Genomic DNA, 24,710 nt, shown 5'->3' on the forward strand with positions numbered 1-24,710 from the left:
CGGCTGGGGCGGATCACTCCGCTGCCCGCGCGCCCCCATATTGCCAATAGGCCGCGCATGCGCCCTCGGAACTGACCATCAACGCGCCCAGCGGCATTTCGGGCGTGCAGCCCTTGCCAAATTGCGGGCAGGCCGGCGGCTTCATGCGCCCCGTCATCACCGCCCCGCAAGCGCAGCCCTCGGCTTCTTCGACCACGGCGCGCACGCCCGCATAGCCGATGGCAAATTTCTCTTCGGCATCAAAGGCGCGATAGGACGTGCGGATACGCAGGCCAGAGGCATCAATCTCGCCCAAACCCCGCCATTCAAACGAGGGGCGCTTTTCATAGACGTCTTCTATCGCAGCAATGCTGACCTTGTTGCCATGTTCGGGCACAACGCGGGCATATTGATTTTCCACCCTTGCCGCGCCCTCGGCGATTTGGCGCAGCACCATCAGCACAGATTGCAAAAGATCGGTCGGCTCAAAGCCCGCAACAACGATCGGCTTGCCATAGTATTGCGCAATGAAATCATAGGGATGAATGCCAATCACCATCGACACATGGCCCGGCCCGATAAAGCCATCAAGGCACATATGCGGGTCATCCAGCAGCGCCTTAATGGGTTCCGGCACGGTAATGTGGTTACAAAAGACGCTGAAATTCGTCAGCCCCTCGCGCGCCGCCGCCTGAATGGCAAGCGCGGTGGAAGGGGTTGTGGTCTCAAACCCCAGCCCGAAAAACACCACCTCCCGCGCGGGGTTGCGGCGTGCGATTTCCAGCGCATCAAGCGGGCTATAAACCATGCGCACATCTGCACCCTCAGCCTTGGCCTGCAACAGGCTCAGTTTCGAGCCTGGCACCCGCATCGCATCGCCAAAGGTGCAAAAGATCACACCCTCTTTTTGCGCAATTTCAATGCATTCATCGACCCGCGCGCGTGGCAGCACGCAAACCGGGCAGCCGGGGCCGTGGATGAATTCCACCCCCTCATGGATCAGCTTATCGAGCCCATAGCGAAAGATCGAATGCGTATGCCCGCCGCAAATCTCCATAATATGCACGGGCTTTTCTTTGCTGGCCCCGATTTGATCCGCCAGCTTGGCGATTTCAGCCAACAGCGCCTTGGCCAGCTTTGGGTCGCGGAATTCAGAGGCGAATTTCATGCCCGCCCCTCCAGCGCGGCATCGCCCGCCGCCATCTGTTCCAACGCCTCTTGCGCCTCGCCCAGATCGCGCAGCGCGTCCAGTGTTTTGGCGGCTTCTTCTTCATCAATCAGGCTCATCGCAAAACCCACGTGGATCAGCGCCCATTGCCCAATAAGCCCCTCAAGCGGGCCCTCGGCCACGCAGGCCACATTCACCTCGCGCCGCACACCCGAGACCTCGGCCATCGCGGCCATCCGCGCGGGATCGGTGATCTCAACAATCTGCCCCGGAATGCCCAGACACATCAGCTTTCCTCCTCTTCGGGCACCCGCCCCGCAGGGTCGATGATCCCGTATCTTTCCAGCTTGGCGCGCAGCCCGACCCGGCTGAGCCCCAGTTCCGCCGCCGCGCGGCTTTTGTTCCAGCGGCAGCGCGTGAGCGTTTCGCGCAAGATCCGCATCTCGATCAGTTCCACACGGTCTTTCAGCGTGCCCGAGGCCGTCATCACCTCTTCGGCGGACCGGTCCGCGCCCTCTTCATTCGGGGCGGCCTGCAAGATATGGCGCGAAATCAGATCGGCGCCGAGCGTGTTCGACTGCGCGAACATCAGCATCCGCGTCACCTCATTCGACAGTTCGCGCAGATTGCCGGGCCAATCATAGTTTTCGAGAAAATCCAGTGCGGGACCGTCAAAGCCCAAAACCGGCTTGCCGTGCCGTGCCGAAGCCTCGGCCAGAAAATTCTGCGCCAAGATCGCGACATCGCCGCGCCGCGCGCGCAAGGGCGGGATCGTCACCTCCCCGGTGGACAGCGCATAATAAAGGTCTGCGCGGAATTTCCCCTCGGCCACCAGCGCGCGCAAATCCGCCGCCGCGCCGGTGATAAGGCGCAAATTGGTGCTGGCCGTTTCCTGCCCGCCCAGCGGCGTGATCGCGCCCTCGCTCAGCATCCGCACCAGCGCCAATTGCAGCGCAGGGCTGGCGGTTTCGATCCCCGCGATGAACAGCGTGCCCCGGTCGGCTTTTTGCGCCAGACCGATCTTCGCCACACCGCCGGGCAGGATGCCGCGCCGCGCGCCGAACAATTCGATCATCGCCAGATCTTCGGGCATCCCAGCAAGGTTCAGTTCGTAAAAAGGCTTGTCCGAACGCAAAGACACGTAATGCATTGCGCGCGCCATTTGCGCGCGCCCCGATCCCGGCTCGCCGCGCACCAAAACCGGCACATCGAAACTGGCGAATTGGCGCGCCAGCGTCACCGCCTCGTTCATCGCCGAATTGGGGCTGCGCAGGATCGTTTCGAACCCCATCCCCTCGCGCAGCGCGCGGCGACGCTTTTCCACCCGACTTTCCTGGGTGGAATTGAGCAGCCGCATTTCCAGCGAAAGCCGGTCGTTTTCGCGCGCCAGCGCAAACATTCGCGCCGCGTTGCGCGCCGAGGCCAAAAGCTGTTCGGGGTGCCACGGCTTGGTCAAAAACTGGTGGATGCCGGCTTCATTGATCGCCGTCATCATCGAGGCGCTATCGGTATAGCCCGTTAAAATCACGCGCACCGTTTCGGGCCAACGCTCGCGCACTTCAGTCAAAAAATCGACCCCGGTGCGCCCCGGCATGCGCTGGTCGCAAATGATGACCTGCACCCATTCCTCTTCAAGGATGGCCAAAGCCTCATCCGCCGCCTTGGCGGTGAGGATGTCGAAATCATCCTCAAGCGCAAGCTTCATCGCGCTAAGCGAATGCGGCTCGTCATCGACAAGCAAAATCGCTGGGGACGAGGCCGACATCAGCTTGCCTTGCGCGCAAGCCCCGCGCGCAGCCAATCCAACCAAGCTTGCATCCCCTCTCCGGTGCGGGCAGAAACGCGCAGCACCTCAATCGCGGGGTTCACGCGGCGAATGTTGGATTCGTACAGGTCCAGATCCACATCGCAATGCGGCGCCAGATCGACTTTGTTGATCAGCGCCAGCCCCGCCGCCGCGAACATATCGGGGTATTTCAGCGGCTTGTCTTCGCCTTCGGTCACCGACAAAATCGCAACCTTTGCATCTTCGCCCAAATCGAATGCCGCCGGACACACAAGGTTGCCCACGTTTTCAATGAACAACAGCGCCCCATCGGGCAGCGGCATCCGCGCCAAAGCTTGCTCGATCATCGCGCCATCAAGGTGGCAGCCCTTGCCGGTATTGACCTGAATCGCAGGCGCGCCGGTGGCCCGAATGCGGTCCGCATCATTGGTGGTTTGCTGATCGCCCTCAATCACCGCCAAAGGTGCCGCGCCCAGCATCTCGATGGTTTTCACCAAAAGCGTGGTCTTGCCCGAACCGGGGGATGAAACCAAATTGGTTGCAAAAACACTCTTTTGCGCAAGGTTTTCGCGGTTTCGGGCGGCATAATTGTTGTTTTTGGACAAGATATCGGTCTCGATCTCGACCAAGCGGGCTTGCGTCATACCGGGCACTTCGGTGCCTGCCGGGCCGCGCCCAAGGTGGAAATCATGCGTGCACTCTGCCCCTTGCGCATCGATCGTGCCGTGATCATGGGGCTTGCTGTGCGCGGCAACAGACGCCGGGGCCTGCGCCAGCACCGCCAAGGGCGCCGTCGGGGCAGCCATCGCCTGCCCGGTCTTTTCCAGATGCGCCTTGAACTGATCTTCAACGCTATGGCCACCGCAGCCGCAAACCGTGCACATCAGAGCACCTCCAGATCCTTGATCCGCATTTCGTCGCCGCCCTGCACCAATAGGCGCGCCCCGCCGCACCGCGGGCAGGTATCTAGGCGATGTTCGATTTCTACATTTTCTTCGCAGTCAAAGCACACCGCCTTGCCCGGAAGGTTGATAATTTCCAATGTCGCGCCTTGCGCAAGGGAGCCGTTCATCACCACGTCAAAGGCGAATTCCAGCGCCGGGATTTCCACCCCCGACATGCGGCCGATTTCCAGCCGCACCTTGGTGACGCGGGCAAAACCCTGCGTCTGTCCGGCCTCTTCGATGACGCTGCGAATGCCCTCGACAATCGACATTTCATGCATTGGCGACCACCTCCAGCGAGACCGCAACGCAGGGGTCCAAAATATCGACCACAAGCCCCGCCAGTTCCACCTTGCTGGCGGGCAAGGCGGCCAGGCTGCGTTCTAGCGCGCCATCGCGCGTCAGCAGATGATCAGTGGGGGTGACACGGGTCAGGGCTGTCACACGCCCCCCCTCGGCCGTGACCGACAAAGCATAAGCCCCGCGGGCCGCCGCCACGACCGCCGCCCCATCGGGGCGCAGTTCCGCCGGAAAGGGCGACTCGGCGAGACGGTGCAAATCCACGATCCGCCCCAGCACGCGCCACAGCGGGCCACGGCCCCAAAGCGCTTCGGCCTGCGCCATCAATGGCGCCGCACTCGCCCGCCCGGCGGGTGAATTTTCTTGCGGCGTCAGCGACATCGGGTTGCTAAGCGGGGGCAGGTCCGCCACCGCATCCCCGGGCGAAAAGCGATGCGCCACCTCGGCCAGAAGCGGCGCCACCCCCTTGCCCGAGCCCAGATAAGCGGTCAGCCGCTCGGGCATCGGCCCGCCCCACACCCATTCTTGCAGCGCCGCGCCCCCCTCGGCCCAATGGGGGGGCAGAGGCCGCGCAGGCAGGCCCAGAAAACGCGGCCAGACCAAGCAGATCTTGGCCAGATGGTCGCGCAAAATCTCGCGCTGCGCATCTCCCGCCGTGGCGGGCAACCCCAGCGCAAGCCGCGCCGCATGACCTTGCGCCGCCCCACACAGGTTGAAAAGACGCGGCAAAAGTTCAGCCACCTCGGTGGGGGCGCGCCCGATCAGCATCTGCGCCAGCGGCAGCGGCACAGGCGGGCGGATCTCGGCCGCGAGCCGCATGCCGTCCAACCGAAGCCGGATGCCGAGATCGGCACTCACGCTGCGCCCTCCTCCGTTTTGTCGCCCGCCAAACCGCCAGAAATCAACTGGCGGCGGCTGGGATGGGCCAGCGCCTCGGCGCGGGCTTGGTCTTCGGCCTCAGCCGTCTCGGCGGCGGCGGCGGCAGCCAGTTCCGCCTCGCGCGCCGCGCGAATATCGCCGGTGCGGGCGGTTTCGGCCCGGTTTTTTTCTTTGAACAATTCCCCCATCACCGCGCGGGCCACGTCGCGCGCCTGCATCTGGGTCTGGAAATCGCCCATCGCGGAAAACAGCGCGCAGGCCTTGTAGCCGCCGACCATTTCCCGCCGGTTGTGGATGAATTCATAGGTGCCCGAGGGGAAGTGCACATCTTCCTTGTCGCCCGGCGTCAGGGTTGACCAATCCTCGCCCGCGCCGGGCAGCAGGATCAGGTTCATGAACCATGGGCTAAGCAGCACGCCAAGCCCGCGCCCCTCATGCGCCATAAAACCCACCGCCTCGATCGACAGCGCCTTGTTCACCAGCGGCACATCGCGCATTTTCGCATGCCAAATCTCACGAAAATCCGCAACCAGAAGCGCGACTTGCTCATCGATACGCTGCTGCTCAATCAGCTCCGGCGCGCCCGGATCTGATTGCACGATGAACTGTTCCTTGGGCGCATCGCAATTGGGGCAATGCCAATCCTCGGGCAGGGCCGAAAATGGCGTTCCGGGCAGAACCTGCCGAAAATCATCGCCATGGGCGGGGTCATAGGGGGTCCAGCAGATTTTGCATTCCATGATCGCCTGATCGGAAATGCGGTCATTGGCGCCCAGATAGCTGCCTTCGAACCCGGCGCGGGGGGCGGTCATCGGATCGCCTCCAGCACTTCGCGGATGCGGCCCGCGCTGTCTTCAAGGTCTTCGCGCGCAGCCAAGGCCACTTCGGGCATGGTGGTCACTTCAAACGTATCCAAGATCAGCGCATCCATCGAATTGAAGAATTGCACACGCCAGACATGCGGCAGCGCGGTCGCGGTGATCCGACAATTGCCATAGCCGCGCGACAGGATCGTCACCGCGCCCTCGCCCACCGTTTCATCCAACCAGACAAGGTCTTGCTCGGTATGGGGCAAGAGCGAGAGGTTGATCACATGCGGCTCACCGCCCGCGTAGCTGGCCGATTTATCGAGCAGTTCCGCCAAAAGCGCGGGGGCGTTCACCACGCCCTCGGGGCGCGGGTGGCTCGCCCCTTGGGCGGCGCGGAACGGCTCAAACGCGCGGCTAAGCGACTCTGCGGGGACATTGGCTACCTCAATCCGGTCGACGCCCGCGCCCGCCACGTTCCAAACCCCGGCAAAGACGGATTCTTGCACCATCAGCGCGGGAATGCCGCGGATCTTCATGGCGACTTCGCCCTGCCCCATCGTCTCGGCGATCAAGGCGCGGTTTTGCGCATCGAGCCCCGTCAGATCAAAGCTGACCATGCCGCCTGCGGCCACCGCTTCACACGCGGCCGCAATGTCCGACAACAGCTTCAGCGCGGGGGCCACGGCGGAGCTATCTTCGACCTCGGGCAGATGGCTTTCATAGGTGCGCATCCCCTCGGGCAGTTGCATATAGCCCAGTTCCTCTTGCTCTTCGGGCTGCGAACCGGGGCCAAAGCCGACGGGGGGCAGATGGAAATTCGACACCATGGTTCAGCCTTTCGCAGCGATGATATGGGAGGTGCGGGCGATGTAATCATCCCAATCGCGGATCTTCTCGATGCCGCCCAAAAGCTCCCCCTCGCGGAAAAAGATGAAAGAGGGAGTTTTCAGCACGCGGGTTTCTTCGCGCAGGGTGGCCTCGATCGGATCGGCCACCACCGCACAATCGAAGCCGTTTTGAAAGGCTTGGCGCAGTTCCGGCAAAACGACCGCCGCATCGGGCGTTTCAAGGTTGCGCGCGGCATCACCGGGCACAAACAGGCAATGCACGCCGGGGCGACGGGTGAACTCGGCCAGATCCGAGCCGTTTTCCAGCCGGGGATAGCCAAATTCCTCGGTCAGCCGGGCGACCAGCGGGTGGATTTTGCCCGATTTGGGCGCGGTATCGGGCATGGCAAAGTCGTGCATGGGAACCTCAGGCGGTGGTCTTGCCGGCATCAAGCGCGGCTTGCAGATGGGGCGGAAGCTCGGGGGTGCGGTTTTCCAGATCGGCGAAGGCATCGCCCAGATCGCCGCCTTCCATCAGGCTGCGCAGTCCCCCCAAAGCGGCCGAGATTTTCGCGGCGTCTTCGGCCGAAACCACCTCGCGCGCAGCCCCTAAAAAGGCCAAAACCCAATCGCCGGGTTGCGCCTCGGGGGTCAGCGACAGATCGATGATGCCGGGGGTGCCGTTTTCGATCACATCGCCGCGAATACCGTCAACGGCGATCAGTTGCACGGGCACACCAACGCACATCAGGCGCGCACCTTCGCGGCACTGGGGAAGAAACGATGATCGCCCACCCGGCAGGCGTCATCTTCGGTCGGGCGGCCCTGTTCATAGACATGGCGCGACAACGAGGGGTCGACCAGATCGTTCGTGGGCGTGGCGCCCTCGGTGACGGTGATGCCCCAGCTTTGCAATTCGCGCACCGCCTCGGCTAGCGCATGGGGGATCTGCTCAGACACGGCGGGGCGCAGGCTGCCGCCGTAATCCTCAAGCTCAACTGGCTGGCAGCCGATCAGCGTCATATGTTCGGGGCAGTAGCCCATCAGTTGCGCCGTCGCGATCACATCTTGAAAGCCGGTCTGGTGCAGGCTCATTTTCTTGGCGCCCATGAAGGCGGGCACATCGTCATCGCGCATTGTCACCAAAGTGCCGGGATCAAGCCCGAAATCCACCGCATCAAAGACGATCAGCGCATCGGCTTTTTCGAGGAAGGGCAGCAGATAGAGCCCCTGCGTGCCGCCATCAAGCAGCTTGACGTTCTCGGGCAGCGCATAGCTTTGCGCCATCGTCTCGACACAGCGCACCCCGAACCCTTCATCGGCCCACAGCACATTGCCGATCCCCAGCACAAGCACCCGCGCGGGTCTGATTTCTTGCATGAGTCCCTCCCTGGAACCGTCTGCCGCGGCGCTTACGCGCCGAAATTCAGGCCGTGGGCCACACCCTCCCCGGCGCCACGCAAGGCGCAGCGATCATGCCGCCATCTTGGGGATGCGGCCTCTATGAGCGGGAAAAGCGAGTCGCACCGGCCCCCTTTGGAAACATTGCTACCAAGTTAGCGCGACAATTGGAAGCATGATTTCCACAAAAAAGCCGGACGTGAAAGACTCACGCCCGGCCCCAACCTGTTCCTCAGATCACTCGATCCGGTCGTCCTTGAAGGTCCGATGGCCTGAAATCATAGTCGAAACCATCGATTGGCGGCTCATCACATCTTCGCGGATCGCGGCGTAGATATGGATGATCGCAAAGATCACGATCGACCACATGCCAAGGTGATGCAAGGTGTGCAGCCGCTGGCTGTTTTGCACCAGCCCCAGCACCCATCCAAACAGCGTATCGGGAAGGCTGCCCTGCCCCGCCCCCTCGGCATAAAGCGCCCAGCCGGTAATCATCATGAAGGTGATACCAAGCGTGATGAAGGTGAACATCGCCATATGTGCCAGAGGGTTGTGGCCGATGTATTTCTTCGGCTCTTCCTCAAGAAACATGTACCACTTCAGCTCGAAGATGAATTCCTTCCAGTAGCGCAGGTTGAAGATCGGCACATAGAACATCTGCCGGGCGTGGGTGTTGCCCACAAAAGCCCAGTAGATCCGCGCCAAGAACCCGATCGACAACACCGTGCCCGCCGCGAAATGGGCAAAACGCATGTAGCCCATCACGAACTGGTTCGTGGCTTCGGCAAATTCCATGCTCGGCAGCGGCTCTGCGATCAGATAGCCGGTCACGCACAGGATGGTGATGCACAGCGCATTGATCCAGTGCCAGATCCGCACCGGCGCCTCATACACGTAAACGGATGTGCGGCGACGGATGCTTTCCAGGTCTTCAAGGGTGGCGTCGCCGGTCAGACGAGACGCCTCAAGCATCTCCTCCGGCGGCACCTTTGGTTCATAAATCCGATCCTTGGTGATCTTCCGCATGATGCCCCCCTTTACCGCACTTTGACGGTGGTCAGCGGGTCACCCTCGGGCGACATCACATGGGTCGAGCAGGCAAGGCAGGGATCGAAACTGTGCAGCGTGCGCAGAATTTCGACGGGCTCTTCGGGACGCTCCATCTTGGTGTCCAAAAGCGAGGCCTCAAAGGCACCGATATTGCCTTGGCTGTCCCGGGGCGAGCCGTTCCAAGTGGTCGGCACGACGCATTGATAATTCTCGATGCGCCCATCCTTGATACGAACCCAGTGGCCAAGCGCGCCGCGCGGCGCCTCGGTCATGCCCACGCCCTTGGCCTCTTTCGGCCAGGTTTTCGGGTCCCATTTCTCGACATTCGCGGTGGAGCTGTCACCGTTTTTGATATTGGTGATCAGCTTGTCGAAGAAATGCTTCTGCAAACGCCCGCAATACTCGGATTCAAGCGCCCGCGCCGCAGTGCGGCCCAGCGTCGAGAACAGCGCATTCACCGGCAGGTCCATGGTGCGCAGCAGCCCGTCGACTTGGTTTTTGATGTCTTCGTGCCCCTTGGCATACCCCACGATGTAGCGCGCCAGCGGCCCGACCTCCATCGCATGCCCGCGCCAGCGCGGCGCCTTGATCCAGGAATATTTCGCGCCCTCGTCGATTTCCTCGATATGGGTGCGGGTGCCTTTCAGGTTCGGGCCCAGTTCAAACTTGGGCGAGGTCTCCCCATCCCACGGATGCAGCCCCTTGCCCGGTTCGCCGTAGTCATACCACGAGTGATCGACGAATTCTTGGATCTGCTCGGGGTCGCGGGTATCGACATCATGCACCTCGTTGAGGTTGCCATTGATAATCGCACCGCGCGGCAGATGCAGTTGTTCGGGGCTGAAATCGTTCGGATTTTCAGGAATATCGCCATAGGCCAGACAGGCCCGCGACGACAGCCCGCCGCCGTAAAGCCAGTTCTTGTAGAAACCGCCAATCGCCACGACATCGGGCAGGTAGACGTTCTTGTTGAACTCGATGCAGCGGTCGATGATGGAGCTGACCATATTCAGCCGCTCCATATTGATCGCGCCCACCGCGCCCACGCCATGCACGTTGATCGCGCAAGGCACGCCGCCCACCAACCAGTTCGGATGCGGGTTCTTGCCGCCAAAGATCGTGTGGACCTTGACCACTTCCTTTTGCAGATCCAGCGCTTCCAGATAGTGTGTCGTCGCCATCAGATCGGCTTCGGGCGGCAGCAGATAGGCCGGGTTGTCCCAATAGCCGTTCTTGAACAGCCCGAGCTGCCCGGATTCGACGAATTTCTTCAGCCGATTTTGCACGTCACGGAAATAGCCGGGGGACGAGAGCGGGTGGCTCGGGCTCACCATCTGCTGCAACTCAGACGTCGCCTTCGGGTCGGCGCGAAGGGCATTGACAGGATTCACCCAATCAAGCGCGTGCAGGTGGTAGAAGTGCACGATGTGGTCGTGAATCTGCAGGTTAAGCTGCATGATATTGCGGATCGCATTCGCATTGTCGGGAATGGTGATCCCCAAGGCATCCTCGACCGCGCGCACCGAGGTCAGCGCATGGGTGCCCGTGCAAACCCCGCAGATACGCTCGGTAAAGGCCCAAGCATCGCGCGGATCGCGGCCTTTCAAGATGACTTCAAGGCCGCGCCACATGGTGCCGGTAGACACCGCATTGGTGATGATGCCTTCGTCGTTGACGTTCACTTCGCAACGCATATGGCCTTCGATCCGGGTGACCGGATCAACGACGACACGCTTGCCGGAATTGTCGAGGGTGAAGCCGTTCGGCGTTTGGGTCGTCATGGCTTACGCCTCCTCGTTCTTTTTCTGGGCACGTTTGAGCGCGGAGGCCGCGGCATGCACGGCCACGGCACCGCCCACCACGGCGGTGGTGGCAAAGCCGATTTGGTCCGCCGTCGCCTCGATCCCGAATTGCTTGATGCCGGTCACCCGCTCATAAAAGCCATTCTGATCCCAGAACCCGTCTTCCGAACAGCCAATACAGCCATGGCCCGATTGGATCGGGAAGCTGACGCCTTCGTTCCAACGCACGGTCGAACAGGCGTTATAGGTGGTCGGCCCTTTGCAGCCCATTTTGTAAAGGCAATAGCCTTTGCGCGCGGCATCATCGTCCCATTGCTCGACGAACTGGCCCGCGTCGAAATGCGGACGACGATAGCATTTGTCGTGGATGCGCTGCGAATAGAACATTGCCGGCCGGCCTTGGCGGTCAAGCTCCGGCATCCGGTCGAAGGTCAGCATATAGGTGATGACGCCGGTCATCACCTCGGCAATCGGCGGGCAGCCGGGCACCTTGATGATCGGCTTATCGGTGATGACCTTATGCACCGGGGTGGCTTGGGTCGGGTTCGGCGCGGCGGCCTGCACGCAGCCGTAAGAGGCACAGGCCCCCCAACTGATGATCGCCTTGGCGTCTTTCGCAGCATGGCGCAGCTTTTCAACGAACGGCTTGCCGCCGGTGATGCAGAACATCCCGTCTTCATTCAGCGGCGGGTTGCCCTCGACGGCCAAGATGTAATTGCCTTTGTATTTGGCGATCGTATCCTCAAAGGCAGCTTCGGCGGCGTGACCCGCAGCGGCCATCAGCGTGTCGTCATAATCGAGCGAAATCATCGACAGAACGACATCTTTTGCCAACGGATGCGCCGAGCGGATAAAGCTTTCCGAGCAACAGGTGCATTCCAGACCATGCACCCAGATCACCGGGGTGCGCGGCTTCGTTTCCATCGCATGGGCGATTTTCGGCACGAAGCTGGGGCCAAGGCCCAGCGCCGCAGCGGTCAGCGAACAATATTTCATGAAGCTGCGGCGGGTGATCCCCTGACGCCGCATGACGTCATAGAAGGTTTCGATTTGCGACAATTGTCCCTCCCTTGCCTGGGGTCGGCCAGATGTCCCAGGCGCGCCCTTGGTAAGCTTCCGATTGTGCCGATCAGCGGCCATCGGACCACCCGGAACTGACAAAATGTCGCAGAAAAAATTATATTTTAAAATCAATGTCGTGCGATTTGACTGCCGGAAATTTCCGGAAGACGTATGATCAATTATCTTTCCAAGATGGAAACTATTCTTCCAATTTTGCCACTGCCACAAGGGCTTGCCCCAGCGCCAAAGCGCCGTCATTTGCCGGAAGAGGCTGATGCTTCAATATGGCGCAGCCCGCCAGCTTTTCAACCATAAGCTGTAACATCAGCGCATTCTGGAACACCCCGCCCGACAGGGCGACCGCCTGCGCCGTGCCTTGAGCGATCAGAGTGCGCGCCCGTGCCGCAAAGGCCTCGGCCAGCGCGTCGTGCACGGCAAAGGCCAAGCCAGCCGGATCGCCACCCTGCGCCAGCGCCTGAAAAAGCGGGGCGGGATCAATCTCTTCGCCCGCCCCGGACAAGCGCAGCCGCGGGGCTTGCCCGGCCTCGGCCCGGCCCGCCAGCGCCTCCAGCCGCATCGCCGCCTCGCCCTCGTAACTTTGGCGGTCCGGGCACAGCCCCAGACAGGCCGCCACCGCATCGAAAAGGCGCCCGGCACTGGAAGAGGGCGGCGCATTCAGCCCCTTGGCCACCATCGCGCGGGCGATCTCGCGCGGGGCGTTCGGAAACAGCGCATCCGCCCAGCCCGACAGGCCCGCCGCATCCAGCCGCACCAGCGCATTGCGCCACGGCTCCATCTGCGCGCGATCCCCGCCAATCAGCGGCGCGGGTTTAAGCCAGGCGCAGCGCGCAAACCCCGCGTAATCGCCCAGCAGCAACTCGCCGCCCCAAACGGTGCCATCGGGGCCAAGCCCCAACCCATCCAGAATAATACCCACCACCTTGCCGCCCTCGCGCGGCCACTGGTTTTCGCCCATCACGGCGGCCAAATGCGCGTGATGGTGTTGCACCTCAATGAGCCGGAGCCCTTCGCGCGCGGCCCGCTCTGCCCCGTGGCGGCTGGCGCGGAAATCGGGGTGCAGATCCACCGCCACCGCTTGCGGCGCATGGTCAAACAGCGCCGCGTAATCGGCATCGGCCTGCACAAAGGCCTCCCATGTCAGCGCCTCATCCAACGCGCCCAGATGGTGGCCCAAAAGCGCCTGCCCGTTCTTGATCAGGCACAGCGCCGCCTTCATTTGCCCGCCATAGGCCACGACCTGCGGCGCGTCCTCAAACCCCGGCGGCAGCGGCAAGGTGCCCGGCACTTGCCCGCGCGCGCGGCGCAACACCATCGGCGGGTCAACACGCAGCACGCTGTCATCCAGCCGCCGCGCAATCGTCCGGTCATGCATCACAAAAGCATCGGCAAAGGGGGCCAGTTTCTCGCGCGCCTCGTCATTGCCCACCACCTGCGGTTCGCCCGACAAATTGCCCGAGGTCATTACCAACACGCCCTGAAAGGCGTCCAGCAGCAGATGATGCAGGGGCGTATAGGGCAACATCACGCCCAATTCCGCCATGCCGGGCGCGACGCTGGCGGGCAAAGCGTCCCGGGCCGGCATCAGCACGATGGGGGCCGCAGGCTCTTTCAGGGCCGCAAGCGCCGCGGGCGACACGGTCACAATCCGGTCCAGATCGGCTTCGCGGCACATCAGGGCAAAGGGCTTGGCGGGGCGGCGCTTGCGGGCGCGCAATTCGGCCACGGCACGCGGATTGGCGGCATCGCAGGCCAGATGAAAGCCCCCCAGCCCCTTGATCGCCAGAACCTCGCCCGCTTGCAGCCGCGCCACCGCCAAAGCAATGGCATCGCCCGGAACCTCGGCCCCGCCCACTTCCAGCCACAGGCGCGGCCCGCAAATCGGGCAGGCAATCGGCTGGGCATGAAAGCGCCGGTCGCCCGGGTTTTCATATTCGGCCCGGCAATCGGGGCACATCTCAAAGGGCGCCATCGTCGTGCGCGCCCGGTCATAGGGCAGGCTTTGCAAGATCGTGAAGCGCGGCCCGCAATGGGTGCAGTTGGTGAAGGCATACCCTCGCCGCCGCCCCTCCCCCCGAATTTCAGCCAAACACTCCGGGCAGGTGGCGGCATCGGGGGTCACCCGTGTCTCGGCCCCCGGCCCGCCCGAGGCGATGATTTCGAAGCCTTTCGGCGGGGCTTCGAAAACCGCGACCGTTACCTCAACCGCATCGACACGCGCCAGCGGCGGTGCCTCGGCCTTTAGCGCGGCAACCAGATCATCCGGTGCGCCCAGCACGCGGATCAGCACGCCCTCGGCATCGTTTGACACCGTGCCCCGCAACCCCTGCGCCTGCGCCAGTTGCCACACGAAGGGGCGAAACCCCACGCCCTGCACCTGTCCGCGCACACGGATCTGCCAGCCTTGCTGTTTCATCTTGCCCTAAACATCCCCGGCGCCGGGAACGCACCCCCGGCTTGGCCTGCGCCCCAGTCTCAATGGACTGTGCAGACCATGCAAGGGTCGAAACTGCGCACGATATGCTGCACCGCCACCGGCGTGTCTTCTCCCTCGGCCACGGGCGCGCCCACCAGTGCCGTCTCTAGCGGGCCGGGCACGCCCTGCGCATCGCGGGGCGAAAAATTCCACGTCGTCGGGGCGATGATCTGGTACGAGGCGATCTTGCCCCCCTCGATCCGCACCCAATGGCCCAGCGCGCCGCGTGCGGCCTCCACAAGGCCCGCCCCGCTGGCCGTTTCGGGCAAGGCGGCGGTCCGCATGAAGACCGCCTCGGTGTCGATCTCGCGCGCCCAGTGTTCCATCAAAATTTGCGTGCGCGCGAGTTCCAAAAGCCGCCCAGCGACCCGCGCCAGCACGCCGCCGCCCGCCAGCGCCACAGCCAGCGGATGCCCGTCCACGATCTGGCGCGCCAACGCGCCAACCTCGACCGGCTCGCCCCCCAGACGCGGGGCCTTGCACCATGTATAAGCGGTTTCGCGCATCGTCTCATCGGGGGTCGTCTGGCCCTTGAACGGATGCGCCGCCCCGCCCAGCATCCAAGCATGGCTTGGATCTTCGATGATCGCGGCTTGATCGACCGGCCCGCGCCGCCCCGCACGCCAAAGACCCGGCGCAAACCCATGCCCCTCGGCCAGTTCATAGGCCCCAAAGCTCAGATAACGGCCCGCCCCGCGCCCCATGGCCGCCAAATCCGTATCGGCGGCGATCTCCAAAAACAGCCCGACATCGCCCCCGGTCCAGCCCATCAGCGCGGCGGGGCTATCAAGCGCACAGAAATCTTCAAGCGCGCCACCGAAGACATCGCGTTCCAGATATTTACGAAACTGGCGTAGCGCGGTTTCGATCCGCAGCTTGTCGCGCGGCCCCGGCGCGCGGGTCACGCCCCCCGGTTGCAGCGCCAGCGTATGCGGCCACTTGCCCGCCATCAGCCCCAAAATATGCATCAGATCGGTGCGCGCCGCGATGGCCGCACGCCCCGCCGCGCCATTGATCGCGGCAAACCGATCTACCGCGCGCTCATACCACCCCCGGCCCGCATAACAGGGGCGGGTGAAATCGGGCATGAAGAACAGATTGAAGTGAAACAGATGGTCCGAAGCGTTTTCAACCGCGTGGATCAGCGCCGCCATCGCCGCGCCTTGCGGCGTTGGCATGACCCCGGTCGCCGCCGCCAAGGCCCGCGCTGCCGCCGCCGATTGCGAGATCGAGCAGATGCCGCAAATGCGCGGCGTCAGCGTCAGCGCGTCGGAGGGCGCGCGGCCCTCCAGCATCCGCTCAAACCCACGGTAAAGCGGGGCATTGACCTGCGCCGAGACCACCTTGCCATCGGCCAGATCCAACTGCACCTCAAGATCGCCCTCGACGCGGTTGAACGGCCCCACGACCAGCCTTGGTGTATCGCTCATCGATGCCCCTTCGGTTTGCGGATCGTCGGCGTGACCGCGACACGCGGCGCGACCGCATTCTTGGCGAGCCTCTCGGGCGTCGCCGCTTTCGACAGTGAGGCCAGCGCCATAAACCACGCCTTGGGCATATCAGACGGCAGCCCGACCGGGATGCCCGCGACTTTCGGCGTTTCGGTGAACGGGTGGCCCGGTTCTTCGAATTCCGGCGCGGTGCAGGCGATGCAGGGGTAACCGCCGCGCGTGCACGACCCCTCGCCGTTCCACGGACGGATGTTGCAATCGCCCACCGCCTGCGTGCCCACACAGCCCAGATGCTCCATCATGCAGCCATGATCCGAAAGCGTCACCGCCGAGGCCTTGTATTCGTAATATTCGTTTTTCGGGCAGCCGTGATGGATCAAATGCTGGGCATAGAAAAGCGGCCGCCCCAGCGGATCAAGGTCTTTCTCCGCCAGACGCCCCGCCGCGATCAGCATCAGCGTTTCGGCCACCCAGCCCGGATGCGTCGGGCAGCCCGAGACATTGACGACCGGCAGGCCCGCGCGGGCACGGAAATCGGCGCTTAGCACCCCGCCCGGATGCGCCCCGTCATACGACAGCCCCACCGCATCGGAGGGGTTCCCCCCCGCCGAGGTCACGCCGCCATAGGTGGCACAAGTGCCAATACCAACCACATGTTGCGCCATCGGGGCCAGCGCGCGCACCCAATCCAGCATCGACCGACCGGTGCCCGACACCATCTGAAACCGCCCTGTGCCCAGCGGTCCGCGCGCAATCGCACCTTCGACGGCCAAGATATCAAGCGGCGTCTCGCCCCGTTCCACCGCCGCCAAAAGCGCCGCCACCTCGGCCCCGCTTTGCAGGCTCAGCGCCGGATGCCACAGGAATTCCAGCCCGGCACCGGACAGGGTTTCCAGAAAATCGGGCGCCTCGGCGCAAAGGGCCGACATGGTGCAGCCGCCGCAGCCCGCCGCCTGTAACCAAAGTATATTCATGCGCCCTCGTCTTCTTTGCCGCTGGTGCCTTTACGGTCCGCCCCCGGCACGGGTGGCAAGCCTTCGGGGCCCGGTGCCGCAGGGGCGGCGCGCGGCGCCAACCAATCCAGCGGCGCGGCTTCGCCGCCCCCGTTGGCCAAATCCAGATCGAAACAAAAACAGGCCCCGCCCAAGGGGCTTTCAGGCTCCAGACGCAACCGTCCGCCATGTTCCTCGACGATCTTGTAGCTGATCGACAGGCCAAGCCCCGTGCCCTTGCCCACCGCCTTGGTGGTGAAAAACGGATCGAAAATCGTTGCCGCCACGGCGTCGGAAATCCCCGGCCCATTGTCGCAAACACAAAGTTCCCCGCGCCCGCCCGTATCGCGCGCCTCGATCCGGATGCGCGCCCCGCCCAGATCCTCCAGCGCATCAGAGGCGTTTTGCACGAGGTTCATCACCACTTGCTGAATATGGCCGGGCCGCCCCCGCACAATCAGTTCCGGCAGCCCCGCAAAGCTGATATCGACCAGCGTTTTCGATCCGCGCTGCACCCAATCCGCCGCGACCTGGGCAACCGCGACGAGATCGAAATCGACCATCTCGCCGCTGCCCTCGGCAGACAGGCGGCGCAAATCCTCGACGATATCGCGCACCCGCTCGGCCCCGTCGCGCGCGCCCTCGATGGCGGTGCGCAGGTTTGTCACCTCCCGGTCGAGTTTCATCTCATCGCGCAGGGCAATCAACTCTTCCCGGCTTGCCCCGTTTTGCACGGCGGCAAAATAGGCTTCGAATTTGCCCGCATAGCGTTCCAGCGCATGCGCATTGGCGTAAACAAAAGAAATCGGGTTGTTGAGTTCATGCGCCACGCCCGCCAGCAACCGCCCCAAAGAGGCCAGCTTTTCATTGCGCACAAGTTGCGCTTGCGCGGCAATCAGCGCCTCGTGACTGCTTTCAAGCTGCGAATAGGCTTGGCGCAATTCGCCCAAAGGGCGGCCCGTCAGCACATAGCCGATGATGCGCTCGCGTTCATCGCGGCGCGGACTGATCGACAATTCCAGCGGCGCGGGCCCATCGGGGCCGATTAACGCGGCTTCGATCGTCACCGTGGTGCGCCCGTTCGTGGCCTCTGCCATCGCGCGCTCGATCTGCGCGACCGAGGCGGGCTCGAACATCTGCGGCAAGGCGCGCCCGGCCCAAGCCCCCGGCGGCTGTCCTGTCAGCGCATCGACCGAGGCCGAAGTTTCCAGCACCTCCCCCGCGCGCGAGGCCACAATCAGCGCATCGGAAACCGAGGCCAAGATCGACCCAAGGAAAGACCGCAAATCCTCAAGCTCGTGGTTTTGCCGCTCCAGCCGTTCTTGATAATCGACCAGCTCTGCCCAAGTGCGGTCCACCGCCGACAGAACCTCGCTCCAGACTTCGTCACCGGTTTCAGGCGGCAACAGCGTGCCGAGCCGGGCCGGGTCGAGACTGGGCGTGCTATCCTTGAGGCTCATGGGATCCTGCGCCGCAAAACAAGAAAACAAACATCGGCGTCACATCCAGCATATCCCGGACGCGCCATGAAGCAAGAGCCGTGCGCGCACAACTTTAAGCTTACCCGCCGAACAGGGCCCAAACAGCGGCCTAATTCAGCGCGTCCGGCGGCACACAGGCCAGGTCAATCGCGGAAAGGATTTCTGCAGCCTCTTCCGGGTCAAGCCTGTCCCAAGCCATGCCCGCATGAACGGTAACGTAATCGCCAAGGCGGGGCGGATCGATCATCGCCACCGAAATCCGGCGCACCACGCCCTCTAGCGTGACCTGCGCCATCTGGCCCTCGAACAGCGCCTCGATCTGCACGGGCCTTCCCATACACATGCCGCGGCCTATTCCGCCGCCGGACGCAGATCCGACTCGGCTGGCGGAACGATGGTTTCGGCGCCACCTGTCTGGGCGGCTTGCCACTGCGCCAGATCGGGGGAGGACAGCAACGGAATGAGAAAGCCCCAAGCATCGGCAAGGTTGGACAACGCCTGCGGGCTAAGCAGTTCCTCTAGCTCAAACGACTCGCCGCGCAGGCACAAAACGAAGGCCGGCGGCGGCGCATCGTTCATCACCTGACGATAGGCCTCCAGCACCGTTTCAGGGCCGACGCCATGGCTTGTATGGGTCATCATCCGGCGCGGCCCGGTCTGCGCAAAGACATAGGGCCCCGGCGTGGCGCGCCCGGCATCGATGAACAAGATCAAGTCCTGTCCCACCAGATCGAGCGCATGTTCCACCTGCAACTGAAACTCTTCGATCAGTGTCAGATGGGTCCAGCCCGCCGCCGCGATCCGCGCCGCCAGCCGCGGCCCCAGCCCGTCATCGCCGCGGGTCTCGTTGCCCCAAGCGAAAACGGTCACGCGCGGGCTCATCCCACCGCGGAGCATGAAAGACCTCCGTCGATACCCCGCCGCACATCCGACAGCACCATGCCCCCGGCATCGATCAATTCCACCTGCAACGGCATCAGCCCAAGCGCATGGGTCGCGCAAGACAGGCACGGATCATAGGCACGGATCGCCACTTCGATATGGTTCAAAAGCCCCTCTGTGATCGCGCCGCCCTCAAGATATTGCACCGCCACATCGCGGATCGCGGCATTCATCGCCTGATTGTTGTTGGTGGTCGACACGATCAGGTTGCAGGCGGTGACACGGTCATCTTCGCCCACGGTATAGTCATGAAACAGCGTGCCGCGCGGCGCTTCGATCACCCCCACCGCTCGCGCGCGCCGATCCCCCTTATCCGCCATCAGATCGGTGGCGCAGATCGTCGGGTCATCCAGCAGATCGCGGATCAACTCGGCCGCATGCAGCAATTCGACCAAACGCGCCCAGTGATAAAACAGCGTGCCATGAAGCGGCCGCCCCGCCCCCACAGCCAGGAGCCGCTGGCGTTCGGCCTCTGCCTTCTCGGAGGTCAGAAGGTCACAAACCTGTATCCGTGCCAGCGGCCCCACCCGATACCAACCCTCCTCCGGGCCGAGCGCCGCGATATGGGGGAATTTCAGATCGCTCCACGATTGCATATCTTCGCGCAAAACCGCGCGGTAATCGGTATCCCGCACATGGTCGAAGATCACCCCGCCGGCAGCATCGCGGGCGCGCAAGCTGCCATCATAGTAATCTGCGGCCCCCGAGGCTGAGACGAGCCCCAGCATATTCCCGCCCACTTCGCCGAAATGGTTGTAAAAGGCCGGGTTCGTCTCATGCAGCCGTTCGACCATGCGCAGCGCGCCCACCGTCCAATCGATCACCTGATCGACATCGGCGCGCAACATATCACGGTTATCGCGTGACAAGGCGGTGTTCATGCCCCCGGGCACCGCGCCGGTGCCCTGCACCCGCTTGCCCCCCGTGGCCCGCACCACCTCTTGTCCGAAGCGGCGCACCAGCACCCCTTCGGTGGCGATCTGCGGAAAGGCGTCCAAAAGCCCGACAATGCTGCGCCGGGTCGGCTCGCTGTCAAAGCCCATCAACAGATCGGGCGAGGCCAAATGATAGAAATGCACCGCATGGCTTTGCACCATCTGGCCATAATGCATCAGACGGCGCAGTTTCTCGGCGGTGGGGGTTAGCGCGTCATAACCGGCGATCCGGTCCATCGCCTTGGCCGCGGCCAAGTGATGGCTGACCGGGCAAATGCCGCATAACCGCTGCACCGAAACCGGCACTTCCCAATAGGGGCGGCCATTGATGAATTTCTCAAAGCCCCTAATCTCGACAAGATGCAGGCGCACCTGATGCACCTTTTGCGCCTCGTCCAGCAAGATCGTGACCTTACCATGCCCTTCGACCCGCGTGACCGGGTCAATCGCGACACGGCGCAGCTTGCGAGGTTCCAGATTGGTTTCAAGGGCATACATCGTCAGGCTTTCAGTGGGACCGAACCGGCGGACCGTTGGGGCCCGCGCGTTGTGATCCGCAAAGGCAGGCCCCCGTCAGGCCGGTCCGCAAGGCGCCAGCCTGTCGGACCGAAAGCTCGCCCCGGACGACCACGCCGACCGGCCTTCCCCTGCATGGCAGGGGTGACGGTTCTGGGTCGTCCGGGGGGCAGGGAAGCCCCTCGTCGATATCGTGCAAGATATCTTCGAGCATCTCGCCCACATCGAGATGGTTGCACTGCGCAGGCAGGCCCCCGGTCACCGCGCAGGCACCGAGCGCGATGAGCATTGGGTGGTGCTGCGCAGAAAAACTGCGCAGCTTGTGTAAGGGGTGTTCAGATGGGGTATGGGCATGGCGGCGTCCGCCGGTGGGGGAGGTGAAGCCGACCCGCTTCACGTTTTTCGCCCCCACCGGACAGACCTCTGCCACCTGTCCGGTCCCGACGACAGGCAGGGCGCCCATCGAACCGGCGGCAGCTTTGACCACCTGAAACGGATGCCTCCTCTGCATCCGTTTACGACGCCATCCCTCCTCGGACGGCGCCTTGACGCAGGCCGCGGGTCCAGCAAGGACCGTCGCCCCCAAAGCGGCGCGCGCGGGCCTTCCCAGCCCGGCCTCTGCACCAGTCTTGCGCAGGATCTGCACAAGCTGGCCGGGGCCCTTGCGATGTGCGGTCAGAATCGGGCGCAGCCCCTCTTCAAACCTTTGCATCCACGTCCCTCCGCCTGCGTTGCGTTCAAAATGCCCGCGCAGCCGGGGGGGCTTCAAACGAAATTCGCGCCAAAAGAACGCCAGAAAAGTGGGCGAAAAATGTGCCCAACCGCGCCGGGCGCGGCACGCGTCGTCAATAGGTCAGACATCGCACCCCTTCAGGGCAGCCAGCGCCCCAGCCGCGCGCGGACAAGCGCCAATTTTTGGTGACAAAGTCACAAAATAAGGTCTGCGCCACAGCCAAAACCGGGCCTTTCATCCCTGTTTTCTAAGGCCCTTAGCTGACATTGCAGCCCAAAGCCCTCGGATGTGCCCAAAGGTTCCGATGCGGACCCATTTGCCCGTTTTCGCGCCCGGTTCGTGGTCGAATACAGTCCTCTGGAACGGCCATTTCGAGACATATTCTTCGGCAAATAACGCCAAAGCGTGCACCCCGGCACCGACTTTCGCGCGAAAGGCGAAAAATAAGGGTGGTTCAAAACCTTCCACCCACGGCAGGAAAGTGGAAAGTTTGCACCCAATTGCCCCGAAATGCCCAGATTCGGCGCCGGATCAGGCCCCGCCGCGCGGCTCCGGGGCATGAATATGCGGATGGGCGTGGAAATGCGGATGGGAATGGATCTCAGCTGGGCGCAACACGCCCGCGCGCAGCACCATCGCCCGACTGGCCAGCTCCGAAACGAACCCATCGTCATGCGAAACGAGGATCATCGCCCCCTCAAACGCCGCCAGCGCCGCACGCAGCCTTGCGCCGTTTTCCGCATCGATCCCGTTGGTCGGCTCATCCAGCAGCAACACGTCAGGCCGCATCGCCAAAAGCCCGGCCAAACACACCAGCCGCTTTTCACCGCCCGACAGTTTATGTGTGAACCGCTCCGCCAGATGGGCAAGGCCCAGCCCCTCCAGCACCGCCAGCGCGGTGGCCCGCGCCGCGTCTTCACCCACGCCAAGATTAAGCGGACCAAAGGCCACATCCTCGATCACGCTGGGGCAGAAAAGCTGATCATCGCTGTCTTGAAACAAAAAGCCGATCCGGCGCCGCGCGACCCGGAAATCGGCCTCGCGCGTGCACTCTTGGCCAAACAGGGTCACCCGCCCCGCTGCCGGACGTTCTAACCCGACGATGGCGCGCAACAGCGAGGTTTTGCCCGCGCCATTCGGCCCGACGATGGCCAAGCGTTCGCCCAGTTTCAGGCTTAGGCTGGCCCCGGACATCACAACCTGCCCATCGCGGCGAAGGGTCAGATCAGTCAGCGTGACAAGCGGGATCATCCAAGCCCCCATAGCAGAATCAAAAGAAAGGGCGCGGGCAGCGCGATCGCACGAAGCTTATCCGCCCGTGGCACCGCACGCGTGGCGGGACGGGGCAGCCGGCCCGCATAATGGCGCAGCCGCATCGCCTCTTCTACCCGGTCGGCGCGTTGCAGCGCGCGCAAAAGCATCCGCCCGATCAGCCAGCCATAGCTGCGCCAACTGTGCAAATTGGTGCCGGGGCGAAAGCTGCGGGCGCGCATCGCCTCTTGCGCCCGCGCCATCTCAGCCCGGATCAGCGCCAGATAGCGCACGAGCCCCAAAAAAATGCGCACCAAGGGCTCTGGCAGGTGCAGCGCCCGCAGCGCGGCCCCCAAATGCTCGGGCGCGGCCCCGGCAAAAAGCGCTGACAGAAACAGCACCGAGGCGGTGACCTTGGCCGCCAGTGTCAACGCGCGCCAAAGCCCTTCGACACTGGCCTGAAGCGGGCCCAGTGTCAGCAGCGCGGTGCCGGGCATGGAAAAGGGCACCGTCACCAGAACGATCAGCAAGAATGCCTCTAGATGCAGCAAGCGCCGCCATGGCAGGGCGTGCCGCTCCAACGCATAAAGCACCGCAACCAGCGCCAATCCAGCAAAGGCCGGACCGGGCGCATCAAGCGGCGCAATGAACACAAGCACCGCCGCCCCGGCCAAAAGACGCGCACGCAAATCGCCGGGCCAAAGCGTCACTTGCGCCGACCTCGCGCCCAAAGGCCGATCCCCGCCAAGCCGATGATCAGGAAAATCCCCGACATCAGATCGGTCATCCGCATCCGCGCATCCAGCTGTTCAAGCCGCTCCATAAGCGGTGCGACTTCGCGCGCTACGGCGGCCTCGACCACAGCGGCGATATCACCTTGCGGGGGGGCGGACGACGAGAGGGCGGGGGAATTGGCGGGGGCGGCTTTGGCGGCGGCGGGCGGCGGCGGCGCCCCGAACCGCTCGGGCCCCAGCGTCGCTTGGGCGATATGCCCATCGCCGGTGTTCATCGTGATCGTCACCGGGGCGGTGATCTGCGCGGGCGCGACAAAGGCGAAGCCCCCCGTCGCATCGGTCTGCCCTTCGGCCAGGGCGGTCTGGCCCATTGCGGCGCTCCAATGCACGCCCTGCGGACGCCCGCCGCCGATAAAGAACCCATAGCCCGACACCTCGCCCCCCACGACCTTGGCAAAGACTTTCATCCCATGGGCCGCGGCGGGGCTTGCGGCACAAAGCGCAAAGATCAGCGACAGAAGCAAGAAGGGCAGGCGGATCATGCGGGCAGGTCCTCTTCGGGGGACAGGCGGGGATGTAACGCACGTGGTTCGACCCGCGCAAGAAAGCTGATGATGGTGCCGCTCACCGCCGCCTCGACCAGTGCAAGCGGCAGATAGGTCAGCCCCAGCACTTTGGCCGCAGGCGTAAATTCGGGGGCTGACAAAAACAGCGCCAAGGCCACCCCCGCCGCCGTGCCCGCCACCGCCAGCACAGAGCCCAGCGCCGCCAGCGCCCCCGCCCGCGCGGGGCTGGCAGCATTGCGGATCATCGGCCCCAGCACCACGCCCACAAGCGCCCCGGGCAGCGCAATGTTCAGCGTGTTGGTGCCCAGACTGGTCAGCCCGCCCATGCCAAACAGCGCCGCTTGCAGCGCCAAAGCCACCACAACGGCGGGAAATATGCCCCAGCCCAGCATGATCCCCATCACACCGGAAAGCAAAAGATGCACGCTGGACGGCCCCACCGGCACCGCAACCAAAGAGGCGGCAAAGAACACGGCGGCCAAAAGCGCCACGCGCGGGATCGCGCGGTCATCCAGCGCCCGCAGACCAAGCGCCACGCCGCCTGCGGCCAGCGCGCCCGTGCCGATCAGCACTGGCAGGCCTAGCAATCCATCGGGGATATGCGCCAT

26 protein-coding genes are annotated in these 24,710 nt (G+C 63.6%); all 26 read right to left on the reverse strand.

Features of this window, described 5'->3' with window-relative positions:
- Positions 1-13: 13 nt before the first annotated feature.
- Entirely contained in the window at positions 14-1,147 is a 1,134-nt protein-coding gene (gene hypD / locus CKO11_RS11525) for a hydrogenase formation protein HypD (protein WP_223638675.1), read from the reverse strand.
- Positions 1,144-1,434: a HypC/HybG/HupF family hydrogenase formation chaperone gene (gene hypC, locus CKO11_RS11530; RefSeq protein ID WP_076484133.1), complete on the reverse strand. Its 291-nt coding sequence runs from the start codon at positions 1,432-1,434 to the stop codon at positions 1,144-1,146. The genes hypD and hypC overlap by 4 nt, the downstream gene beginning before the upstream one ends.
- On the reverse strand, positions 1,434-2,912 hold the full coding sequence (locus CKO11_RS11535) for a sigma-54-dependent transcriptional regulator (RefSeq protein WP_223638918.1): 1,479 nt from the start codon (positions 2,910-2,912) through the stop codon (positions 1,434-1,436). The genes hypC and CKO11_RS11535 overlap by 1 nt, the downstream gene beginning before the upstream one ends.
- Positions 2,912-3,817, reverse strand: a complete 906-nt coding sequence (gene hypB / locus CKO11_RS11540; protein ID WP_223638677.1) for a hydrogenase nickel incorporation protein HypB — start codon at positions 3,815-3,817, stop codon at positions 2,912-2,914. The genes CKO11_RS11535 and hypB overlap by 1 nt, the downstream gene beginning before the upstream one ends.
- The gene (hypA, locus tag CKO11_RS11545) at positions 3,817-4,158 is read right to left on the reverse strand and encodes a hydrogenase maturation nickel metallochaperone HypA (protein ID WP_223638679.1); all 342 of its coding nucleotides are present in this window, start codon (positions 4,156-4,158) and stop codon (positions 3,817-3,819) included. Before hypA ends, hypB begins: the two co-directional genes overlap by 1 nt.
- A complete protein-coding gene (locus CKO11_RS11550) occupies positions 4,151-5,035 on the reverse strand; it encodes a hypothetical protein (RefSeq protein WP_223638681.1) in 885 nt (294 codons plus the stop codon). Before CKO11_RS11550 ends, hypA begins: the two co-directional genes overlap by 8 nt.
- Entirely contained in the window at positions 5,032-5,868 is an 837-nt protein-coding gene (locus CKO11_RS11555; RefSeq protein ID WP_223638683.1) for a [NiFe]-hydrogenase assembly chaperone HybE, read from the reverse strand. Before CKO11_RS11555 ends, CKO11_RS11550 begins: the two co-directional genes overlap by 4 nt.
- Complete coding sequence (locus CKO11_RS11560; RefSeq protein ID WP_223638685.1) at positions 5,865-6,692, reverse strand: hydrogenase expression/formation protein; 828 nt, start codon at positions 6,690-6,692, stop codon at positions 5,865-5,867. The genes CKO11_RS11555 and CKO11_RS11560 overlap by 4 nt, the downstream gene beginning before the upstream one ends.
- A gap of 3 nt (positions 6,693-6,695) precedes the next feature.
- A complete protein-coding gene (locus tag CKO11_RS11565) occupies positions 6,696-7,112 on the reverse strand; it encodes a hydrogenase accessory protein (RefSeq protein WP_223638687.1) in 417 nt (138 codons plus the stop codon).
- A gap of 7 nt (positions 7,113-7,119) precedes the next feature.
- On the reverse strand, positions 7,120-7,440 hold the full coding sequence (locus CKO11_RS11570; protein ID WP_223638696.1) for a HypC/HybG/HupF family hydrogenase formation chaperone: 321 nt from the start codon (positions 7,438-7,440) through the stop codon (positions 7,120-7,122).
- Entirely contained in the window at positions 7,440-8,072 is a 633-nt protein-coding gene (locus tag CKO11_RS11575) for a HyaD/HybD family hydrogenase maturation endopeptidase (RefSeq protein WP_223638698.1), read from the reverse strand. Before CKO11_RS11575 ends, CKO11_RS11570 begins: the two co-directional genes overlap by 1 nt.
- 258 nt (positions 8,073-8,330) lie before the next feature.
- Entirely contained in the window at positions 8,331-9,119 is a 789-nt protein-coding gene (gene cybH / locus CKO11_RS11580; RefSeq protein ID WP_223638700.1) for a Ni/Fe-hydrogenase, b-type cytochrome subunit, read from the reverse strand.
- An 11-nt stretch (positions 9,120-9,130) separates the two neighbouring features.
- Positions 9,131-10,924 (reverse strand): nickel-dependent hydrogenase large subunit, encoded by a 1,794-nt coding sequence (locus CKO11_RS11585; RefSeq protein ID WP_223638702.1) that lies wholly within the window; start codon positions 10,922-10,924, stop codon positions 9,131-9,133.
- Between the two features lie 3 nt (positions 10,925-10,927).
- Positions 10,928-12,004: a hydrogenase small subunit gene (locus CKO11_RS11590; RefSeq protein ID WP_223638704.1), complete on the reverse strand. Its 1,077-nt coding sequence runs from the start codon at positions 12,002-12,004 to the stop codon at positions 10,928-10,930.
- 202 nt (positions 12,005-12,206) lie between these two features.
- A complete protein-coding gene (hypF, locus tag CKO11_RS11595) occupies positions 12,207-14,441 on the reverse strand; it encodes a carbamoyltransferase HypF (RefSeq protein ID WP_223638706.1) in 2,235 nt (744 codons plus the stop codon).
- Between the two features lie 59 nt (positions 14,442-14,500).
- Positions 14,501-15,931 carry a nickel-dependent hydrogenase large subunit gene (locus CKO11_RS11600; protein WP_223638708.1) on the reverse strand — a complete coding sequence of 477 codons (1,431 nt, stop codon included), beginning with the start codon at positions 15,929-15,931 and terminating at the stop codon, positions 14,501-14,503.
- On the reverse strand, positions 15,928-16,926 hold the full coding sequence (locus CKO11_RS11605) for a HupU protein (protein ID WP_223638711.1): 999 nt from the start codon (positions 16,924-16,926) through the stop codon (positions 15,928-15,930). The genes CKO11_RS11600 and CKO11_RS11605 overlap by 4 nt, the downstream gene beginning before the upstream one ends.
- A complete protein-coding gene (locus tag CKO11_RS11610) occupies positions 16,923-18,404 on the reverse strand; it encodes a sensor histidine kinase (RefSeq protein WP_223638713.1) in 1,482 nt (493 codons plus the stop codon). Before CKO11_RS11610 ends, CKO11_RS11605 begins: the two co-directional genes overlap by 4 nt.
- A 130-nt stretch (positions 18,405-18,534) precedes the next feature.
- Positions 18,535-18,768, reverse strand: a complete 234-nt coding sequence (locus CKO11_RS11615; protein ID WP_223638716.1) for a HypC/HybG/HupF family hydrogenase formation chaperone — start codon at positions 18,766-18,768, stop codon at positions 18,535-18,537.
- An 8-nt stretch (positions 18,769-18,776) separates the two neighbouring features.
- On the reverse strand, positions 18,777-19,322 hold the full coding sequence (locus tag CKO11_RS11620) for a hydrogenase maturation protease (RefSeq protein ID WP_223638719.1): 546 nt from the start codon (positions 19,320-19,322) through the stop codon (positions 18,777-18,779).
- A complete protein-coding gene (locus CKO11_RS11625; protein WP_223638722.1) occupies positions 19,304-20,800 on the reverse strand; it encodes a Ni/Fe hydrogenase subunit alpha in 1,497 nt (498 codons plus the stop codon). Before CKO11_RS11625 ends, CKO11_RS11620 begins: the two co-directional genes overlap by 19 nt.
- Positions 20,801-20,810: 10 nt before the next feature.
- The gene (locus CKO11_RS11630; RefSeq protein WP_223638725.1) at positions 20,811-21,530 is read right to left on the reverse strand and encodes a hypothetical protein; all 720 of its coding nucleotides are present in this window, start codon (positions 21,528-21,530) and stop codon (positions 20,811-20,813) included.
- A 552-nt stretch (positions 21,531-22,082) separates the two neighbouring features.
- Entirely contained in the window at positions 22,083-22,802 is a 720-nt protein-coding gene (locus CKO11_RS11635; RefSeq protein ID WP_223638728.1) for an energy-coupling factor ABC transporter ATP-binding protein, read from the reverse strand.
- Positions 22,799-23,512 (reverse strand): cobalt ECF transporter T component CbiQ, encoded by a 714-nt coding sequence (cbiQ, locus tag CKO11_RS11640; RefSeq protein WP_223638730.1) that lies wholly within the window; start codon positions 23,510-23,512, stop codon positions 22,799-22,801. Before cbiQ ends, CKO11_RS11635 begins: the two co-directional genes overlap by 4 nt.
- Entirely contained in the window at positions 23,509-24,078 is a 570-nt protein-coding gene (locus tag CKO11_RS11645) for a cobalamin biosynthesis protein CbiL (protein WP_223638733.1), read from the reverse strand. The genes cbiQ and CKO11_RS11645 overlap by 4 nt, the downstream gene beginning before the upstream one ends.
- Entirely contained in the window at positions 24,075-24,710 is a 636-nt protein-coding gene (gene cbiM / locus CKO11_RS11650; protein WP_223638736.1) for a cobalt transporter CbiM, read from the reverse strand. The genes CKO11_RS11645 and cbiM overlap by 4 nt, the downstream gene beginning before the upstream one ends.

Source organism: Rhodobacter sp. TJ_12, assembly GCF_020023995.1.
Taxonomy (GTDB): domain Bacteria; phylum Pseudomonadota; class Alphaproteobacteria; order Rhodobacterales; family Rhodobacteraceae; genus Rhodobacter.

Excerpts from the sequence above, each read along its gene's own strand:
- CKO11_RS11605 (WP_223638711.1), bottom strand. The coding sequence starts at position 16,926 with ATGAATATACTTTGGTTACAGGCGGCGGGCTGCGGCGGCTGCACCATG.
- hypF (WP_223638706.1), bottom strand. The coding sequence starts at position 14,441 with ATGAAACAGCAAGGCTGGCAGATCCGTGTGCGCGGACAGGTGCAGGGC.
- CKO11_RS11575 (WP_223638698.1), bottom strand. The coding sequence starts at position 8,072 with ATGCAAGAAATCAGACCCGCGCGGGTGCTTGTGCTGGGGATCGGCAAT.
- hypA (WP_223638679.1), bottom strand. The coding sequence starts at position 4,158 with ATGCATGAAATGTCGATTGTCGAGGGCATTCGCAGCGTCATCGAAGAG.
- CKO11_RS11630 (WP_223638725.1), bottom strand. The coding sequence starts at position 21,530 with ATGCAAAGGTTTGAAGAGGGGCTGCGCCCGATTCTGACCGCACATCGC.
- CKO11_RS11625 (WP_223638722.1), bottom strand. The coding sequence starts at position 20,800 with ATGTATGCCCTTGAAACCAATCTGGAACCTCGCAAGCTGCGCCGTGTC.
- CKO11_RS11555 (WP_223638683.1), bottom strand. The coding sequence starts at position 5,868 with ATGACCGCCCCCCGCGCCGGGTTCGAAGGCAGCTATCTGGGCGCCAAT.
- CKO11_RS11570 (WP_223638696.1), bottom strand. The coding sequence starts at position 7,440 with ATGTGCGTTGGTGTGCCCGTGCAACTGATCGCCGTTGACGGTATTCGC.
- CKO11_RS11645 (WP_223638733.1), bottom strand. The coding sequence starts at position 24,078 with ATGATCCGCCTGCCCTTCTTGCTTCTGTCGCTGATCTTTGCGCTTTGT.
- hypD (WP_223638675.1), bottom strand. The coding sequence starts at position 1,147 with ATGAAATTCGCCTCTGAATTCCGCGACCCAAAGCTGGCCAAGGCGCTG.
- CKO11_RS11565 (WP_223638687.1), bottom strand. The coding sequence starts at position 7,112 with ATGCACGACTTTGCCATGCCCGATACCGCGCCCAAATCGGGCAAAATC.
- cybH (WP_223638700.1), bottom strand. The coding sequence starts at position 9,119 with ATGCGGAAGATCACCAAGGATCGGATTTATGAACCAAAGGTGCCGCCG.
- CKO11_RS11585 (WP_223638702.1), bottom strand. The coding sequence starts at position 10,924 with ATGACGACCCAAACGCCGAACGGCTTCACCCTCGACAATTCCGGCAAG.
- CKO11_RS11600 (WP_223638708.1), bottom strand. The coding sequence starts at position 15,931 with ATGAGCGATACACCAAGGCTGGTCGTGGGGCCGTTCAACCGCGTCGAG.
- hypC (WP_076484133.1), bottom strand. The coding sequence starts at position 1,434 with ATGTGTCTGGGCATTCCGGGGCAGATTGTTGAGATCACCGATCCCGCG.
- CKO11_RS11615 (WP_223638716.1), bottom strand. The coding sequence starts at position 18,768 with ATGTGTATGGGAAGGCCCGTGCAGATCGAGGCGCTGTTCGAGGGCCAG.
- CKO11_RS11560 (WP_223638685.1), bottom strand. The coding sequence starts at position 6,692 with ATGGTGTCGAATTTCCATCTGCCCCCCGTCGGCTTTGGCCCCGGTTCG.
- CKO11_RS11620 (WP_223638719.1), bottom strand. The coding sequence starts at position 19,322 with ATGCTCCGCGGTGGGATGAGCCCGCGCGTGACCGTTTTCGCTTGGGGC.
- CKO11_RS11535 (WP_223638918.1), bottom strand. The coding sequence starts at position 2,912 with ATGTCGGCCTCGTCCCCAGCGATTTTGCTTGTCGATGACGAGCCGCAT.
- cbiM (WP_223638736.1), bottom strand. The coding sequence starts at position 24,710 with ATGGCGCATATCCCCGATGGATTGCTAGGCCTGCCAGTGCTGATCGGC.
- CKO11_RS11635 (WP_223638728.1), bottom strand. The coding sequence starts at position 22,802 with ATGATCCCGCTTGTCACGCTGACTGATCTGACCCTTCGCCGCGATGGG.
- hypB (WP_223638677.1), bottom strand. The coding sequence starts at position 3,817 with ATGTGCACGGTTTGCGGCTGCGGTGGCCATAGCGTTGAAGATCAGTTC.
- CKO11_RS11610 (WP_223638713.1), bottom strand. The coding sequence starts at position 18,404 with ATGAGCCTCAAGGATAGCACGCCCAGTCTCGACCCGGCCCGGCTCGGC.